General features: G+C 61.6%; 2 protein-coding genes. Both read left to right on the top strand.

The features are described 5' to 3' along the window. Positions 1-83: 83 nt before the first annotated feature. The gene (locus tag ACG3SL_RS18570) at positions 84-788 is read left to right on the top strand and encodes an imm11 family protein (RefSeq protein ID WP_448662641.1); all 705 of its coding nucleotides are present in this window, start codon (positions 84-86) and stop codon (positions 786-788) included. A 2-nt stretch (positions 789-790) separates the two neighbouring features. Further along, entirely contained in the window at positions 791-17,287 is a 16,497-nt protein-coding gene (locus ACG3SL_RS18565; protein ID WP_448662640.1) for a cadherin domain-containing protein, read from the top strand. Positions 17,288-17,293 lie beyond the last annotated feature (6 nt).

The following is a 17,293-nucleotide window of genomic DNA, read 5'->3' as shown; positions in this document are numbered from 1 at the left end:
CGCTGTTTCGCCGGCGCGGTCGGAGTCGTCCGTTCCCAATCCCGAGCGCTGCCCAATGTCCAGGCGCGTCAGGAGATCCTTCCATGACTTGGAATAGTGGCGAGAGGCGGCGTTTTTACCTCGTCGATAATGACACAGACTACAATGCCAGCGACTTCTCCTTTGTCAACAAACACGAGGCATTGATCGGCGGACGCTGGGGCGGTACCCACGAGTTCCCACGCAAAGGGAGGCCAATACCGGCCATGTTCGGCATTCCTCCACTACGGACTTCTCCCGCGCTGGTGGTGGGCGTGGACGATGATCGGCTGCTGGACATGTATGGTCTCGGAAAGCGCTACGTTTCGACACGTGCGAAAGCACTGCTTTCTGCCATCGATCCGGACGCATTCGAATTCGCCGAATGCATTACCGTCGACGGTACAGGAGGGCCGGTCGAGCCCTATTGGATGATGGACGTAATCCGCGTGATCGAGAAATTCGACGAGGAAAAGTCTAATGTCGTTCGGTACAATGAACGATTTCCGACCGCTCGGGACGCTCCGACCAATAACGGGATACTGATGTTGAACGACATGCATTTCCTGAAATTGCCTTGGGACGTTCATGCTTTTTACCTTATCGATTTCACGAGAAACTTTATTTTTGATGAATTAATGAAGGTGGCATGGCATGACGCGGGGCTGACCGGCGTCAGATTTACGCCGCTGCAACCGCCCACTGCCTCAGAACTGGAGCAGCGAGATCGCTTCACGAACTATCCCTATTGGTCTGAGAACCGGAAGTAGGCATGCCTGGAACTCCCCACGTCGTCGAGACGCACCATGTGTTGCAGCAAGGCTTGGTCGATCATCCGGTCATCGATCTGATCGGGGGCCGCACTTGGATTGAGCTTGACACGAACAAACTCAATCTCACGAACATGTTGGATGTGGCGTCGGCTACCGCCACGCCGCTCCACCAATCCAACCACCCTTGGATGGAAGCCGTACAACGAGCTCGGCTGGACGATTTCCTGGGGCGCACTTTTGCAGGCGGTGCCACTGCTGCGGACCTGATTGAAGCGGGCCGCGAGAGCAGCCCCGCTGCCTATGACGAAATGGTGGCGGCGGCTAAGACTTTTGCTGCGGATTTGCGTGACGCCACTTACAAGGGCCTTTTGGACGGCGATCTCTTTCTTACTGCGCAGGACCCTCGTGCCATTGGCATCGATGTCAGTGCGCAAGCCAACACCTATCTGTCTGCGGACAAGTTCAACGCAAGCACCGCTGCGGAAGACGCCCTTCATGCCGATCTGCTGAGCCTGCGCAACGAACGCGCTGCTTTGGTTGCCGCAGGCGTTGACCCGAAATGGATCGCGTTCGACGCGCCACCCAAGATGATCGCCTATCTACGCGAAACCATCGCCGAGATGGAGGCGAATCCCTTCAACAGGAGTGCTGCGCGGCAAACAGGGCTGGCCGGGTTCATCAGCCATATCGATGATGGGAGCATCGCAAGTTACCTAAACAATACGCCTGCTGCCCGCGCAATGCCGAAGCAGTTCTTGAAGAAAATCGGAATCCCGGGGCTGTTGGGAGTGGTGTTCACCCTCGCTCTTGCCGCGCCGGATGTCGCGCGGGCGAGCAATGCAAACTCGGTACAGGAGCGCAATACCATCTTGCGCGACGCCAGCGTCGCGGTAGGGCTTGAGCTTTCTACGATGGCATTGGGCCTCGGATTGCTGCCCGAGACCCTCATCGCCGCGGTCGGCTATGGACTATATAAATACGCATCCGACGACGAAACGCGCGCAGTCGTCAATGACTTCATCGGCAGCACGACGTCGGTTCTTTCGCAGATCACGACGCGCCTGATCAACGGTCAGTCGATCGACCTCGGTCCGGTTGGCACCGAGATGGTCGCCGCACCGGGCGCCACGCAAGTGCCCTATGTCTTCGGTTCCGGACCCGTGCCGCTACCAGCCAGCCCGCTGACCGATTCGGCGATTGCCAGTTTCCAGACCTATGTCAGCGCGCTCGACTCATCTTGGGGCGCGTTTACTCTAGACAACTCTACCATCTGGTTCGACGACGCGCCTGGCGTGACGTACAATGTCCAGCGTATCGCGGCGGGGCCAATCCCGCTCGCCTATATTGTTAAAGAGGCGGGTACGCCGGCCCGCTTCGTCAACCCAGACGCGACGGGCGATTTGCCGATCGGCACCATGCTCGTGATACGCCCTGGTCCTGCAGAAGAAGATGGACATTTCCATTTCGACATAGTCGCAAGTCCAGGTTTGGTGCAGCAAAGCCAGCTTACCGGCGACAATCTCCAGCTTTTTGGGCAGGGTATTGTCAACAGTTTAAGGCGGGCGAGCGATGCCGCAGGCGTTCAGCCGAATGTCGAGGTCCGACGCTCAACTCGGGGCGAACTCTCGATTACATCAGCTTTGGTGGTGGGGCTCGGCCCTTCGGACTATGTCCTGGTCCGCGTCGCCAAGAATGGCTACGATCTTGAGACGAAGGTAATCGTTGCGGACGTGATCCAGTCAGGGGCCGACGGCGTCGCGATCACGAGGACTGTCTCCGACGCCATCGACCCTACGATTACCAATCACACCTACAAGGTCGTTCGCCAGGCCGGTGGCACTACGCGCTATTCGGTCGATGGCAAAGAGGTCGTGTCGCCCAACGCTGAGCAGCGTGTTGTCTTCCAGGAAATGGAGGCTAATGCGAAGACCGGCATCGCGGTCGCCAGCGAACAGAGGGACGGTGCAGAGGTCACCGTGGTGGGTGAGACGCCGCGCGACATAGCGGCCGCGCAGGATCGGGACGCTCGGCCCGGCGCGATGGTGATCTCGGTTCGCGAGATCGAGGGCAATGTCGCCGACCAGTTCCGCGGAGACCGGATCGTCTCCGTGTCGGCCCGGCTGGTCGCGGCACGGTTGGCTGCACAATATCGGGAAAACGGAAAGGAGTTCGTCGACCCCAAGGAATTCCAGGGAAGCTTCGAGCAGCAGGTCAAGGCGCAGGTGCGCGAGATCGGCGTCGCAGGCCAGATCGGTAGCATCTTCGGTTCAACTCTCGGCCGCGCGCTGGCCGGAGACGACAAGCTTGCAGGGGTGGTTCTGAGCGGCGTTATGGGCTCGCTCGCCAGAAGCGTGGGCCAAGCGATCGCGACCGGAGCCACCGCCGATTCACTCGCGCAGGGAGTCGATACAGGACTTGCCGAGCTCCCGAGCAACCTCCAGGATGCGGCGCTTGGCGCCATTTCGTCGTTCATTACGGCCGAGTTGATCAACGCGATCGGACTCGACGGGCTCGCCGGGGAGTTTGCCAATGTCGCGCTCGGGTCGGCGATTGGCCAGATTGCCGTCAATCTGGCCGAGGGCGGCAAGACGCTGAAGGATATCTTCGATATCAGCGGCGCGCAGGTCCTGAACGCAGTCGGATCGTTTGTCGGCAGCAAGCTGGCGTCGGAGATCATCACCTTCGACACGATAGGCGGACAACTCGGATCGTCGCTCGGCTCGGCGCTTGGCTCGCTGGCCGTGACCGAACTGGCCAAGGCTGGGACGCTTCTGGCGGGGCCGTTGGGCGCGGTTGTCGGCGCGTTTGCAGGTTTCCTGCTGGGAGGACTGATCGGTTCACTGTTCGGAGGAACTCCCCGGTCCGGGGCTGACGCGCAATGGAGCGAGGCACAAGGCAAATTCGTCGTGGCCAATGTCTGGTCGCGAAAATCGGGGTCAAAAGATGCCGCCTTCAGTTTGGCCACATCGGCGGCCGAGACCCTCAACGGGATTATCGCTGCGACCGGCGGTGTATTGCTGAATCCGACCGCCGTCCAGGCGGGCAATTATGGGATGCGCAAATCCGAGTTCGTGTATCGACCGTACTCAACCCAGGATACCGATGCGATCACCAGGGTGTTCAAGGGTAAAGATGCCACGCAGCGCCTGATCAACTACGGAGTCGCGCAGGCCCTGTCCGATCCGGATTTCAAACTCATCGGCGGCGATGTGTTCGTCAAGCGTGCGCTGTACGGCTCACCGACCCGGCACGGCACCAGCGACGGAACCGTCGACACCCAGGCACTGTTTGGCGACCTTAGCATAGCGCGCGACTGGAGCTTTTACCGGAATAGTCCCGGCGCGATCGAGGCGATCAGCGCCGGACTTACGGGCGGCGAAAGGGACGCTTATCTCGCCGGTTGGATAGTCGTCACAACGCGCGCCAAGGAACTTGGTCTGGACCGGCGGAGCGCGTCGGATTGGTATGGTGGATTCAAATCCGCGCTTGCTGAAGTGGACACGACAGCCGCGTTCGGTAGATTCCATTTTGACTACGATGCGCAGAATGACAAATATTCACGCGTCGTACAGTTTGGTCGTTACGCGATGTACGACTCGATCGATGTCGCGGGCCAGACGATGATCGACGCGACGGCAGGCTCCGACGTTGTCGACTTGCGCAGCGGCGGATTGTTCGATCAGCGCGGCTTTACAATAAACGGCCATTTCAACGACGACATCGCTTCGTCGGGCAGTGATTACAATGCGAAGATCAATCAGTCCGTGAACATCGCCGCCGGAGCCTACAGGGCTAATCTTGCCTTATCTGTTGCGACAAACGTTCCAGGAGAGGCCGACGAGAATTTTTGGGTAGCTCTCGCGCCCACAGCCACTGCCATGCCAGTCGGCCCGGACGCCCGAGTAAAGATTGTCGATGCTGCGGATCGCGCCTATTTGAGCGTGGGCCGCTCCTATGCCGGGGAGCAAGACGGTCATGCGATCTTTCGCATCGCACTTTCAAAGGCTGCCGGGTCTGCGGTGACGCTAGCCTTATCGCTAGCGGATGGTTCGGCGGTGGCAGGACTTGATTACGGCACCACCCTCCAAGTGTCGGCCGACGGCCGCACTGACTGGCGCGATGCATCAGCGGTTACGCTCTCGACCGGCGCTATCGAATATTTCGTCCGCGTCGCGTTGATGGCTGACAATAACGCCACCACTGGCGGCCTCGAGCAGGACGAGAGCTTCACGCTGGGTGTGAAGGCCGTTGAAGGTGCCGATGTGCTCTCCAACGGAAGCACGCTGTTGACCGGTAAGGGCACGATTGTCGCAGGAGAGAGCGAATGGGCGCTGGCTTGGGCTGACGACACAGTCGTCCACGCTGGCACCGCCGCTGCGATTAGTCTTGGAATATCTCGGCCGGCGGCTTCTATGGTCTCGGTGGCTGCCAGCACCACCGATCGGGTGAGGCTCACAATTCCTATTGCCGCGACGGTGGACGCGGGCACGGGCGACGACACTATCTATGCATCCGACCTTGGTGACAATCTGTTGGGCGGCGCAGGCAATGACGTGCTCTTTGGCGGCCGTCTCGACGACTGGCTTCTCGGAGGTGATGGCGATGACTTGCTCGACGTCGGCACGGCCGATCAGGGTGCATTGGGCGGCGACGGCAACTATCTCGACGGCGGCGCTGGCAACGACACGCTCAAAGGTCGCGAAGGCTCCGACTGGCTAGAAGGCGGCGACGGCACCGACTTGCTAACCGGCGGCGCGGGCGACGACATCCTCGCCGGCGGCACGGGTGGCGGTGACAATCTCAAAGGCGGGCTCGGCGACGACCAGTATGTGGTTCGTGCCGGCGACGGCGCCGACATCATTGATGACGAAGCTGAAGGCGCGCTAGCGGCGTCGGCGGGCAGTGGCGACTATGTCAGCCAGCGCATGGCGGGACTGCTTGCGGGTACGATCAAGAAGAATTGGGTCGGCGATGCGCCGGGCGTGAGCAGCCAGGCTATCGCTGGCGGCGAGGATGCGATCGTTTTCGGCACCGGAATCGAGATGGGCGACATCGTGCTCGCGCGATCAGGTGCCGATTCCGACGACCTCATCATCCGGGTGATGAAGACCGAGAACGACGCCCAGGTCTTCTCAGGCACGCAGCTCACGGTGAAGGACTGGTTCACGAACAGCTTCAAGCGAGTCGAGTGGCTTAAGTTCACCGACGGTACCGAGATCCGGATCGGTGACATCACCAGCTTCATCATCGGCGGCGCCGGCAACGACGTGCTGATCGGTACCGAAGGCAACGACTTCGTCTATGGCGGCGCGGGCAACGACGCCATCCTGCTGTTCGGCGGCGACGATATCGGCAATGGCGGTGCCGGCAACGACTTGGTCGCGGGGCATGAGGGCAAGGACCTTCTCATCGGTGGGCTCGGCATCGACCAGTTGATCGGCGGCAAGGATAAGGATGTGCTGTCCGGCGACGGCGGCGGCGACGATCTTTATGGTGGCGATGCCGACGACATCCTGTCGGGCGGGCGCGGTGACGGCGACGTCGTGGTCGGTGGCGCCGGCAACGACACGTTCAAATTTGCACGCGGCGACGGGCGTGACGTCATGCTCGATGAGTACGCCAATTATTGGCAGACGGTTTGGACGGCGGGCAATTGGAACGAAGCGGCTGGATACCATTATAACGGCGCGACCGGCGAGGTAACCGGCCCAGGCGGTGTCTATCTCCGCAAGAATGTCGGGACGGCGGAAAAGGTCGATCTCCAGTGGCTGGGCCGCTTCGATTTCGATCGCACGGCCAATATTCTCCGCTACTTCAATCCGCCGGCGGGCGCTGCCATCTCTGCCAATAGCGGGGTCGATACGATCGAGATGGCGCTGGGGATCAACGTTCAGGACGTGGTGCTGTCGCGGTCGGCGGACGGCAAGGACCTGGTGCTGGGTATTACGCAGGAGAATGCCGAGTTCGCCTCGGCAGCATCGCTGACCGACAGCATCACGCTGAAGGACTGGTACGCCGCACCCGGCCAGATCGAGAAGCTGGCATTCTATCAGACCGGCATCCTGGATATCTCGGCGACCAACCTGGTTGCGGGCACCGATCTTGCGGACGGCACTGCCGCCGCGCCGCTTGCCGGCACGTCCATCGCCGATTGGATGACCGGCGGCGCCGGTGACGACGTGCTCGCCGGGGGCCTCGGCAACGATATCCTTGCAGGCAACAGCGGTTCCGATGTGCTGAAGGGCGAGATCGGCGACGACGTGCTGTATGGCGGTGCCGGCAACGATATACTCGATGGCGGCGCTGGCACGGACGTGCTGATCGGCGGCAACGGCCTGGATACAGCATCCTATTCCTCTGCCGGCGCGGGGGTTCGCGCGCATCTGTCGCTTGCCTCGACCAACAGCGGCGACGCCGCTGGCGACACGTATAGCGGGATCGAGAACCTGCTCGGCGGAAGCGGAGCCGATCTGCTCGGTGGGGATGACGGCGACAACGAACTTGCCGGCGGCCAAGGCAACGACACGCTGCTCGGAGGGGAGGGCAACGACACCTATATCTGGAACGTTGCTGATGGTGCCGATGTCATCGACGACAGCAGCTTCATCGTAGAAGATGCGGTTACTGCGGCTGGCGCACTTGCCAGTGGCTTCACCGCCACCTGGGCGTCGACGGGGCAACTCCAGCCCGGCTTCACCAACCGCTATTATTGGCGCTTGAGGATCACCGACCCGTCGGGCAGTCTCGTTTACGACAGCGCGCTGTATGCCCCGACCGTTGCAGCTCCAGCGCAGCCGGCGCCGGCTGCTTATATCCAGTCGGGGTGGCTCGGCGGCTATGCCCGCGTCAACGGGCAGCAGGTCGCCCGTGAGCGTTTCGATCCCGCGGTCGATGCGGGCGATGACGTTCTCGAAATGGGAGCCGGAATAAGCCTCAGCGATCTCAGTTTCATCATCAGCGGCAACGACCTGATCATCCGCTATGGCGGATCGGCCTTGAGCCAGGTCACGATTCGCAATCATTTCATGGTAAACAGTCGGATTGAAACGCTGCAGTTCCAAGACGGACTGGCGGTTTCGCTTGCCAGCATCCTGACTGCGGGCAGCGGCGCGGTGCTGATGGGGACTACGAACGACGATTTGTTGGTCGGCCAGGAAGGTGCCTTGTCAGACCAACTAGACGGCGGAGCGGGCCATGATGTGCTGAGCGGAGGGGCAGGCAATGATAGGCTATCGGGTGGAGCAGGGGACGACGTCATCGAGGGGGGCGCGGGCGCGGACCTGATCGATGGCGGTAGCCATTCCGCCGCGACCATAGCCGGCTGGGGTGATACCGCACGATATGTGCGTTCGACAGCGGCGGTTCAGATCAATCTGCGCAATACCGCGACAGGGCAAATCGGTGGAGATGCTGCTGGTGATATCCTGGCCGGCATAGAAAATCTCACCGGCTCAACCTTTGGTGACACGCTCGACGGCGACGACAGCGGCAATCGCATTGATGGCCTCGATGGTGACAATATCATCCATGGGAACGGCGGGGACGATGTCCTGATCTCTGGTGCTGGTTCGGACACACTCTACGGGGATGACGGCGATGACGCGATCGCGGGCGGTGCTGGGAATGACTTCGCTTCTGGTGGTGCCGGCAATGATCGTATCGACGGGGGCGAAGGCGGGGATAACCTCAATGGGGGCGCCGGCAACGACACATTGACGGGAGGTACTGGCGACGACACCCTCAACGGGGACGATGGTAACGACACTCTCATCGGTGACGACGGCATCGATACGATCTTTGGAGGCATTGGCAACGATACCATCACCGGCGGCGCTGGCAACGATCGGCTCGATGGTGGAGCCGGGGACGACATATATATATTTGGCACTGGGTTCGGCAGCGATGTGCTCTTCGACTCCGGCGGCAAGAACAGAATTGTGATCGACAAGGCGATCACATTCGATCAGATCTGGTTCGGTCGACTGGGAATCAACCTGCAGATCGGCATTATCGGGACTTCGGACCGGGTCACCCTTCGAGGTTATTTCTCGTCACCCTCCCTTGCTCCGATGTATTCGGTGTCGACGGCGACCCACACCCTGTTCCTCGCGCATGCCGAACCGCTCATCGACGCCATGACCGCGATACAATTGGCAGCGCCCAACGCATTGCCCGAGACGATAAAAGCGCAGTTGGCGAACTACTGGCATGCTGGAGACAAGGCGAAGCCGAGCGCGAACCCCATCGCGCTCAGCATTAACGAGGACAATCCGACGGGGCTGATCGCAGCGGGTGTCGTCGACCACGACGACAATATCGTCGGGTACGCGCTCCAGTCGCAGGCGGCGCATGGGACGGTATCGCTCGATACGGCGACCGGGAAGTTCGTCTACACGCCGACCGCGAACTTCAACGGCGGCGACGCGTTCACGGTCGTTGCCACTGACGCCGACGGTCAGGCCGTCGCGGTTGAGGTGAAGGTGGCTGTCGCGTCGGTCGCCGACGCGCCGGTCGGCCTGACGTCCGGGCCGCTCGCGGTCGACGAGCTTGCGGCCGACGGCACGGAGGTCGGCATCTTCTCGGCCACCGACGTTGACGATCCCCAAGGGGCGCTGCTCTTCGATCTGCTGGATAACGCCGGCGGCAGGTTCCGTATCACCAATGATGGGCGCTTGCTGGTCAATCGAACGCCACAGCAGGTCGCATCGGGACAGGTGCTCAATTTCGACGGCGCGCAAAGTCATTCGATCCGCGTTCGGGTGTCCGACCCCTCAGGACTCTCGACTGATCGCCTGTTCACCGTGGCGGTCGCGGATCACAACGAGGCGCCGACGGACATCGTGGCGCCTGTCTTGAGCATCGCCGAGAATGTTACGGGCAGCGCGCGAGTCGCCTTCCTCACGGGAGTCGATCCTGACGGCGCAGTCGATCCGCTGGTCTTCTCGCTGGACAGCAACGCTGGCGGACGGTTCGAGATTACCCAGGCGGGCGAGCTGCGCCTCGCGGCGGGCGTCGTGCTGGATTACGAAGCGGCGACGAGCCACGCGATCGTGGTACGCGCCACGGATAGAGGGGGGCTGTCGGTCACCCGGAGCTTCACGGTCAACGTCGCGAACGTCAATGAAGTGCCCACGGACATTTGGGCGGAGGCGCCGCTCGCGTTCCAGGAAAATCTGGCGGCAGGCACCAGCCTCGCCCAGTTCCGGGGCGCGGACCCCGAGAACAACATCACGAGCCTGGTCCTGCTGGACAATGCGGGCGGGCGGTTTGCGCTGCAGGCCAATGGCCTGCTGACGGTCGGCACGGCAGGCCTCGACTATGAGGCTGGGGCTACGCAGACGATCTGGGTACGCGCCACGGATGCCGGTGGCCTGACCCGCGATGAGGCGTTCACGATAAGCCTCATCAACGTCAATGAGGCGCCGATCGACATCGTCGCCCCCGCGCTCGTGGTGAACGAGAATGCCGCCAGCGGCACGCTGATCGCAACGCTCACAGCGATTGATCCCGACACGCCCGCTACGGGGCTGACCTTCAGGCTCGATAATAATGCGGGGGGACGCTTCGCCCTCTCTGCCGATGGCAAGCTGACCGTCGCCTCGGGCGCGGTGCTCAACTACGAGACTGCTGCCAGCCATGCGATCAAGGTTCGCGTGACGGACGCCGGTGGACTGAAGCGGGTTGAAAACTTCGTTGTCAACGTGGTCAATGTGAACGAAGCGCCAACCAGTCTCACGCTGACGGCGACTGGCGCCACGGTGACGGAGCGTGACCGGATCGGCGACGATCCGGCGCCACCCGCGATTCTGCTCGGCACGCTCGCCGCCATCGATCCCGATTCGCCGTCGAGCGGAACCGATGCGGTGCTGGCCTATTCCGTCAGCGATACGCGCTTCGAGATTCGGAACGGAAACGAGCTGTGGCTGAAGGCTGGAGCGATGGCCGGTCTGGACTATGAGACCAGCCCAAGCGTGTTTGTGGATGTGACGGTGAAGGACCGTGCGGGTGGTGCCGGCGCACTGTCGCTCACGCGCAGGTCCACTTTCGCCCTTGTCGACCGCGACGATATCCTGATCGGCACCTCCGCGACGGATACGCTCACCGGCCAGAGCGGGCGGGACATATTGCGCGGTCTGGGGGGAGACGACGCGCTGATCGGGGCCGCGGGGAACGATGATCTCTATGGCGGCGATGGTGGCGACACGCTCAACGGTGGGGACGGCGATGATCGCCTTTATGGTGAGCTTGGCAACGACAATATTGCGGGCGGCGTTGGCACCGACCTCATCGACGGCAGCGATGGCAACGATACCCTGGCCGGGGGCGACGGCGTCGACACGTTACAGGGTGGCGTGGGCCTCGATACGCTGGACGGCGGCACGGGGAACGACCTGCTCTACGGCGGCGGCGATGCGGACTCGCTCACCGGCGGCGCGGGCGCGGACCGCCTCGAGGGCGGCAGCGGCGACGATACGCTTTCGGGCGGTACCGATGCCGATCGGTTCCTCGGCGGAGAGGGTGTCGATACCGTTACCTATGCCTCCGCAGGTGCTGCGATCGCGGTCAATCTGACGACGGGATCCGGTTCGCTCGGTGAGGCGCAGGGCGATGTTTTCGAGGATGCGCCTGAGATCCTGATCGGATCGGCCTATGCCGACCAGATCACCGGCACTGCCCAGCGCGACATTGTGTATGGCGGCGCTGGAGACGACACCATCTATGGCGGCGGGGGGGACGACCAGATTTTCGGCGGCGACGGCAACGACACGATCGATGCGCAGGCCGGCGGAGACACGCTGGACGGCGGCGCGGGCATGGATGTGCTCATTGGCGGCACCGGAAATGACACCTACCTGATGAATGTATCGTCGGGTGTCGACGAGATCCGCAATTTCGACCCGAGCGGCACCGACATCGATGTGATCGGATATCAAGACATCAATCGCGACCGATTGTGGTTCGCACGATCGGGCAACAATCTGGTCATCAGCGTGGTCGGGACGAGCACCACCACTACCGTGAAGGACTATTTCGTCACCGCGACACCGGGCGACCTTGCCAATTTCAAGATCGACTTCGTCATCGCCGGCCAGCACTACACCAAAGAGATCAATATCGACGGCCTGGTCGCGCTGATGGCGGCCCATTCGAAGCCGGCCGATATGACCGCTTATGCCGCGTTGCACGCGAATCTCGCCTTCGAGAATCAATGGAAGAACTATTGGGATCAAAACGGCGCTCCCGTGCTGAGCGACGTGAGCACCCAAACAATCGCCGAGGACGCCTATAGCGCCACTCCGCTTGCAGTCACGATCCGCGTGACCGACGATGTCACGCCGGTGACGGGCATCAGCGTAACCGCGGTCGTCGTCAATCCGAACAACCCGGCGGTTATCGACAACAGCGTCATCCAGAGCGTGACCGTGGGCGGCGCCAATGCCGCGGGGGATCGCGTCCTCAGCATCCGGACCAAACCAAATGCCAGCGGTTCGGCGATGATCAAGGTGACTGCAATCGATCCAGGCGGTCTGTCGACCCAGAAGTTTTTCCTGGTCAACGTCACCCCCGGCGCGGATGCCCCAGTCATAACGAGCGCAACGGCGGCCACACCCGTCGCACCGCTCACCAAGCCGACCCTCGATTCCGGAAGCTGGGCTCTCAATGTCCAGGCGGCACTCACCGACCAGGACGGCTCCGAGACCCTCGGTGTCCGCATTTCCGGCCTCCCGACAGGCCTTAGTTTCGATCGTGGGACAAATGTCGGCAGCGGGACATGGAGCTTCGCACCGGCCGAGCTATCCGGCCTTCGCCTGCTGGGTCCGGCGTCGTGGACGCAGGATCTTGCGCTGACCGTGACGGCAACATCGCGCGAGACCTCGACCGGACAGACCGCGTCGACTTCGGCAGCGCTCAACATCGTGCTGAATGCGCGACCGACCGATCTGGTACCCGACCGCGCGATCGAGGTGAACGAGAACGCTGGTGCGGGCACGCTGGTCGCGAACTTCGCCACCACGGATGGGGACGCCGGAGACAGTCGCGTCTACAGCCTGCTCAACAATGCCGGAGGACGATTCCAGATCGGCGCCAGCACTGGAGCTATCACCGTCGTGACAGGCGCGCTGCTCGACTATGAGGCGACGGGCGGCACAGCGCACACCATCCGCATTCAGGTCCAGGATTCGGGCGGTCTCACCTATGTGGAAGATGCCACGGTCTCGGTGAAGAACGTCAACGAAGTTCCGACCGATATATGGGCCGACCGGACGCTGGCGTTCAACGAAAACATCCCGATTGGCGCCGGCATCGCCTGGTTTGTCGCCTCGGACCCTGACAGCAACATCAGCAGCTATTCGCTTCTGGATAGCGCGGGCGGGAGCTTCGCCTTGCGGTCGGACGGCTTGCTGATGGTTGGCTCGGCTGGGCTGAACTACGAGGCCGGAGCGAGCCGGTCGATCCTGGTACGCGCGAGCGATGCCGGCGGTCTCGTGCGCGACGAGTGGTTCACGGTCGCGATCGGCAATGTCAACGAAAGCCCGACCGACATCTCTGCGAGCAAGGGGCTGACATTCAACGAAAACATCGCAATAGGCACGGTTCTCGCCTCTTTCGCGGGGACTGACCCCGACAGCAATATCAGCAGCTACGCGCTCGTTAACGATGCGGGGGGGCGCTTCGCTATGGCGCCCAGCGGTCAGTTGATGGTCGGTGCAGCCGGCCTCAACTATGAGGCGGGGGCCAGCCAGACGATCGTGGTTCGGGCGACCGACGCGGGCGGGCTCACATATGACAAGTCGTTCGCGATCACGATCGGCAATCTGAACGAAAATCCTAGCGATATCTGGGAAGACCGAACGCTGGCGTTCAACGAAAATATCAGCGTTGGAACCGCCCTTGCTTGGTTCGGCGGTGCCGATCCAGACGGCAATATTGCGAGTTACTCGCTACTCAATGACGCAGGTGGCCGTTTCGCGCTCGATGCCAATGGACGGCTCAAGGTGGGTTCGGCGGGGCTCAACTATGAGGCGGGCGCGAGCCCGTCGATATTGATCCGGGCGACGGATGCTGGCGGCCTTGTACGCGACGAATGGTTCACCGTTACGATCCTCGATCTCCCAGAAGCCCCGACCGATATCTGGGCAGATCGCCCACTCTCCTTCAACGAGAACATTGCCGTCGGGACAATTATCGCCGGGTTCGCCGGGTTCGATCCCGATGGCAATCTAGCGAGCTATTCGTTGCTAAATGACGCGGGTGGCCGGTTCTCGATGTTGCCAACCGGCGTGCTGATGGTGGGCTCGGCCGGTCTGAACTACGAAGCGGGCGCGACGCAATCTATCCTGGTCCGGGCGACCGACGCGGTCGGGCTCTTCCGGGACGAGTGGTTCACCGTTGCAATCGGGGACGTGAATGAAGCCCCAAGCGACATATGGGCAAATGTACCGCTTTCGTTTGACGAAAACATCCCCGTGGGTACCGGGATAGCTTGGTTCGGGGGTGCCGACCCTGAGGGTAACATAACAAATTACTCGTTGCTCAATAGTGCTGGCGACCGATTTGCGATCCGCTACGATGGTCTGTTGATGGTGGGTTCAACGGGGCTTGATTATGACGTTCCCGAGACAACTCACTCCATCCTGGTCCGTGCAACCGACGCGGGTGGTTTTGTACGAGACGAGTGGTTCTCGGTCTCGGTCGCGGATGTTAATGAGCAGCATACACTGGCCCCGGATGCTTTTGACATTCCGGAAAATTATTCCGTCGGCCCCATGGTCGCGGTGCGCGATCTCATTCCGAAGTTGAGCGATCCGGAAAAAGCTAACATGCGATGGAGCTTCGCCGACGGCTCGTCCAGCCAGGGGAATTTTACGATTGAAGCGATGACGGGCCAGATCATTCTAAACGTGCCTTTCGACTATGAAGCGCTGACGTCTGTATACGAATGGCAGGACGTGTGGGTCCAGGACCCGTATGACCCTTATGGGAGCGGGTATTACGAACAGCAGTATGTCTACTTGGGCCGTGATGCTTCGCGGGCGACATTCAACTTGAATGTGATGGCTACCGACCTTGGTGGCCCGGTTGTAAACGTTGCTACCGCTCCCGTGACGATCACTGTGACCGACGACGACGAAGGGCCTGTTCTCGGATATACGCCCAGGTTCATCGTCCGCGATGATCAGTCGAACGGTTTCCTCGGTCAGCTATACGGCTATGATCCCGATACCGGTGGCGCGGCAGTGAGCTACAGCATCAGCCTGGTCAGCTCCGAGGAGCAGTTTGCGTCACCTGGTGGAAGTTCCGACGTGGACAATTATGCCAACCCCACAGTGTCGGTTGCGTGGAATAACGGTCGATTGTCCTTCAATACCCCCGGGGACGGCGAATGGGAGGGCGGGATCCGCAACCATCCCGTGTATGGAGGTCGCTGGAGCTACCAGCTCGTCTATCGGATGGACGTGACGATGACGGATGCTTCCGGAAAGGTTGGCGAACCGCAGCGGTTCGAAATCATCTTCCTCAAGCACGGACAGTCGGGCATTTTGCCGATCATCCTCGATCTCGATGGCGATGGCGTGGAAATGGCCGAGGCGGACACCTCTGGTGTGCGCTTCGACATGAACGGCGATGGCCTGGCCGAACAGACCGGCTGGGTGGGAGCGGACGACGGCCTGCTGGTGCTCGATCGCAACGGTAACGGCATCATCGACGACGCGCGCGAATTGTCCTTCGCCAAGGACGATGATCAGGCGGTGACCGATCTTGAAGGGCTCCGGGCCTGGGATTCGAACCGCAACGGTTTCCTCGAGGCGGGCGACGTGGATTTTGCGCGCTTCCAGATCTGGCGCGATATTAATCAGAACGGGGTCAGTGAAGCGGGCGAGCTGTTCTCGCTGTCGTCGCTCGGGATCCGGAGTCTGAACCTCACCCTGAATCTCACGAACCAGGAGCTTGTCAGCGATCGCAATGTGCTTTTCGCGACGTCCGAGTTTCAGCGGACCGACGGAACGACCGGACTGATCGGCGACGTGAGCTTCGCTTTCGATCCGGAAGAGCCAGCAGATGAAGAGCCCGTTGCGGAAGTAGCCCCTCCCATCGTCCTGGATCTCGATGGAGATAATGCAGGGCTGGTTTCTCTGGCCGACAGCAAGACGCGCTTCGACATGAATGGCGACGGCATTGCGGACAAGACCGGTTGGATCGAAGCCGGCGACGCGCTGCTTGCGCTCGACCGCAACGGAAACGGTGCGATCGACGGCATCGACGAAATCTCGTTCGTCAAGGACAAGGCCGGCGCAACGACCGACCTGGAGGGCCTGGCAGCGTTCGACACGAATACCGATGGCGTGCTCGATGGGGCTGATACCCGGTTCGTGGAATTCCGCGCGTGGCGGGATGCGAATGCCAACGGCCTGACCGACGCGGGCGAGTTGCAAAGCCTCGCTGAGGCTGGCGTCGTGTCGATCTCGCTGACGGGTACGCCCACCGGTGAGGCGACGAGCGCAGGTAGCAATGTCATCTATAACAAAGGCAGTTTCACCCGCGCCACTGGCGCGAGCGGCACGCTGCTCGATGTCGGCCTGGCGTTCAAGGCGATGTCAAAGCTGCCCGAAATCGAATTCCAGAACAGCGATTGGAAGGGCAAAGCGCGCAGCTATTCCGTGACGGGCGGCAGCGCTGCGGCTCGCGTGGCGCCGCGCTATGCCAAGGGGGTGCTGAGCGCCGATGCCGGCCAGATCGCGCCAGCGGCGATCATGGCGTTCGATGACCGGATCGTGGGTCTGCTGTCCACAATCCTGGTCGATCTAGATGGGGATGGCCTGGAGGCCAAACGCTCGAACCGATCACGCGCCGCGTTCGATATGAATGGAGATGGCGTTGCCGATAACACCGGCTGGATGTCGGGGGGCGATGGAATGCTGGTTATCGACCGCGACGGCAGCGGTTCGATCACGCACGCGTCGGAGCTGTCGTTCCTTGCCGAGAAGGACGGCGCAACCAGCGCATGGGATGGCCTGTCGGTGCTCGACAGCACGCGGGATGGGAAGATCGACGCGAAGGATACCCGGTTTGGTGAGCTCAAAGTCTGGGCTGATCGCAATGGCGATGGCGTGTCGCAGACGGACGAGATCAAGTCGCTGGCCGAACTAGGGATCACCGAAATCGGTCTTCGCTCGGTATCGAGCGGGGAGAGCGGCAAGGTCGGCGATAATGTGCCGCTATCCACCGCAACCTTCAAATGGGCCAATGGCGTTACGGCCACCATCGGCAATGTTGCCCTGGCCTTTGATCCGGGCGCGGCAAGGCTTGGCGCGGACGAAACGCCGACGCCCGCTCCTGAAATAGCGCCCCAGGAGGCCGCAGCAGCGCTTGCCGCCTCCCGCCTTGTTCAGGCAATGAATGGCTTCGGGGTCGGGATGAGCGAAGGCAGCCTGTCCGCGCGCTGGACCGAACACCAATCCGGCATTGATGTGCTGGCGGCTCGCGCGGCATAAGGATTG

This window comes from Sphingomonas degradans, from assembly GCF_053502645.1.
Note: the sequence above shows the minus strand (reverse complement) of the source record. Positions and strands in the feature narration are given on the sequence as shown.

Bases quoted from the DNA above. Each gene is read 5' to 3' on its own strand.
- ACG3SL_RS18570 (WP_448662641.1), top strand. From the start codon at position 84: ATGACTTGGAATAGTGGCGAGAGGCGGCGTTTTTACCTCGTCGATAAT.
- ACG3SL_RS18565 (WP_448662640.1), top strand. From the start codon at position 791: ATGCCTGGAACTCCCCACGTCGTCGAGACGCACCATGTGTTGCAGCAA.